This window comes from Gleimia coleocanis DSM 15436 (assembly GCF_000159015.1).
GTDB lineage: Bacteria > Actinomycetota > Actinomycetes > Actinomycetales > Actinomycetaceae > Gleimia > Gleimia coleocanis.
Window position 1 is genome coordinate 224,394 of the sequence record NZ_DS999540.1, and the last position, 2,210, is coordinate 226,603.

Below are 2,210 nucleotides of genomic sequence, written 5' to 3' on the forward strand. Positions count from 1 at the left end.
TGGACTTTTTACCTCTCTCCGAAGCGGAACGTAGCCGCAGCGAAGCGTTTCCTGGCCAAGGCCGTCAGATCCAATGCGTCAGCCGGGTATCCCAGAGTGATCAACACCGATAAAGCACCCTCCCTAGCCATGGCAATCGCCGAGTTGAAATCAGAGGGAATCGGCCCGCCAACAGTGGAACAACGGCAGGTGAAATACCTCAACAACATCCTGGAAGGCGACCATGGTCGGCTGAAGCAGATCCTCGGGCCGAAAGGCGCGTTTAAGAACCGGACATCTGCATATCGGACGTTGAAAGGGATGGAGGCGATGCACTCATTGCGGAAAGGGCAAGGCGCGATGTTTGCCTACGGGCAACCGAACCCGGACGCGGTGATCGTCAACCGGGTCTCCGAGACGGCCTAACAACACCCACACGCAACGGCCATCAGGGGATGAGAAACTGAGTCTTCGCTGCTCTCCGCCCAACTTTGCAACAGCACCCTCCAAGAACGATTCAAGGGCCTGGCCCCGATGCAGTATCGGAACCAGGCCCTCGCAAAGACCCTAACCATTTAGAATTAACCCAGTCCAGAAAATGGGGGTCAGTTCACTCGGGATGGGCTTATTAGAGGCCGAAGGCGCCGCCGCTGACGAGGATGAAGATGCCCAGGCAGATCAGGACAATCGGGAACAGCACGTGCTCCCAGCGCTCAAGGACTTCTGCGATGGGCGGGCGGGTGGCCACGAACTTTGCCAGCAGGACCAGGCCTGCCACCAGGACGAGGAAAACGATGCAGTAGATGATGACGGCGGCAGTGTCCACGTTGAGGAAGACCGGGACGTAGACGCCGATATTGTCGCCACCGTTGGCAAACGTCACACCGGCGACGGTCATCACACCCACCTTTTTCCCGGCGATCTTCGCATCATCATCGTCGTCATCATCGCTTCGCCAAGCCTGCCAGGCCGCCCGTAGTCCCAGGGTCAGGGGAATTAGTCCGAAGTACGGGATCGCCTCAGCAGGTAGGAATGCTCCTGCCCCCAGCATGACCAGGACTGCGGCCGCGAGGATGCCCATGAAGCCGAGGTACTGCCCAACCAGAATCCGAAGCGTGGTCCCTTTTTGCCCCGCCCCGCGGGCAAAAAACAGCGAGAGCACGATGATGTCGTCGATATTGGTGGCGATAAACAGACCAATCGCCGACAGTAGACCGGTTACCACTACACACTCTCCTGTCCAGTGACACACCCAGGTACGGCGCATCCGGCTTCGATGCATTCGGCGTTGTCATCGACGGCCAGGGTGATATCCAGCAACGCGTTCAACGCCTGCGCCAGATGAGCATCAACGATCTCGTAGCGGGTCTGTCGCCCCTGCGGTTCGGCGACAACAATTCCGCAGTCCCTCAGGCAAGCGAGATGGTTTGACACGTTCGAGCGCGTCAGTTCCAGATCCTGGGCGAGAGCGGCCGGGTAGGCTGGCCCCTCCAGCAGCGCCAGGAGAATGCGGGAACGAGTCGGATCCGCCATGGCCCGACCCAACCGGTTCATCACGTCTAGATGAGAAGAAATAGTCAGCATATACTAAACTATACAGCTGTTACTGAACTAACTTCAACATGGGGTGGTGTCGTTGCGAGAGGCCGTCTGCACTTTCAGGCTGAGGCCTTCACTGCGCAGGAAGGAAGCGGCTGCCTAGTTGGCGGTGTTCCCGACGTGATTTAAAGGTGAGGGCTATTGCCGGCAGCTTCCGGCCCAGGTCAGTGGCGGCCCACGTACCGATCAAGGTGTCCCACTTCCAAGGAAGTGAGACGCCCTTAATGAAACCAATTGAAAATACATAGTCCCAGGAGAGGACTGTTCCACAAGCTATTCCAACGAATTGACTCGCGAAAGCTGTTGCAGAATAGACTTCCGGCACGCTGGGGGTTATGGATATTGGTTACGCCCGGGTTTCCACCGCAAAACAAGACCTCGGCCGTCAGATCGACGCGCTCCGTAAAGAAGGTGTTGCGGATAAATACATCTACGTCGACAAGAAATCCGGATTCACCACGAATCGGCTCGGACTCCAGCAAGCCCGCGCGGGAGATGCCATCGTCGTCCACACCCTCGACCCGGCTGGGTCGCACCGTCCGTGACACTCTCAACCTGATCCATGACCTTCAGGAGCGTGAGGTCGGGGTGCGCACCTTGGCTGATCCCATCAAGGTCGATTCCTCGAATCA

The 2,210-nt window shown here is 58.0% G+C and carries 4 protein-coding genes; 2 read left to right on the forward strand and 2 right to left on the reverse strand.

What is annotated here, in order from left to right; genetic code table 11:
• On the forward strand, positions 1 to 405 hold a 405-nt coding region (locus HMPREF0044_RS01265), incomplete at its 5' end, for a DDE-type integrase/transposase/recombinase (protein ID WP_006546288.1).
• Between the two features lie 202 nt (positions 406 to 607).
• Here HMPREF0044_RS01265 and HMPREF0044_RS01270 read toward each other — a convergent pair.
• Together HMPREF0044_RS01270 and cmtR are read right to left on the reverse strand one after the other, a co-directional pair.
• Entirely contained in the window at positions 608 to 1,204 is a 597-nt protein-coding gene (locus HMPREF0044_RS01270) for a cadmium resistance transporter (RefSeq protein ID WP_006546289.1), read from the reverse strand.
• Entirely contained in the window at positions 1,204 to 1,563 is a 360-nt protein-coding gene (gene cmtR / locus HMPREF0044_RS01275; RefSeq protein ID WP_006546290.1) for a Cd(II)/Pb(II)-sensing metalloregulatory transcriptional regulator CmtR, read from the reverse strand. Before cmtR ends, HMPREF0044_RS01270 begins: the two co-directional genes overlap by 1 nt.
• 350 nt (positions 1,564 to 1,913) lie before the next feature.
• Here cmtR and HMPREF0044_RS01285 point away from each other — a divergent pair, with 350 nt between their 5' ends.
• The gene (locus HMPREF0044_RS01285; protein WP_006546291.1) at positions 1,914 to 2,123 is read left to right on the forward strand and encodes a recombinase family protein; all 210 of its coding nucleotides are present in this window, start codon (positions 1,914 to 1,916) and stop codon (positions 2,121 to 2,123) included.
• Positions 2,124 to 2,210: the final 87 nt, after the last annotated feature.

Excerpts from the sequence above, each read along its gene's own strand:
- cmtR (WP_006546290.1), bottom strand. The coding sequence starts at position 1,563 with ATGCTGACTATTTCTTCTCATCTAGACGTGATGAACCGGTTGGGTCGG.
- HMPREF0044_RS01285 (WP_006546291.1), top strand. The coding sequence starts at position 1,914 with ATGGATATTGGTTACGCCCGGGTTTCCACCGCAAAACAAGACCTCGGC.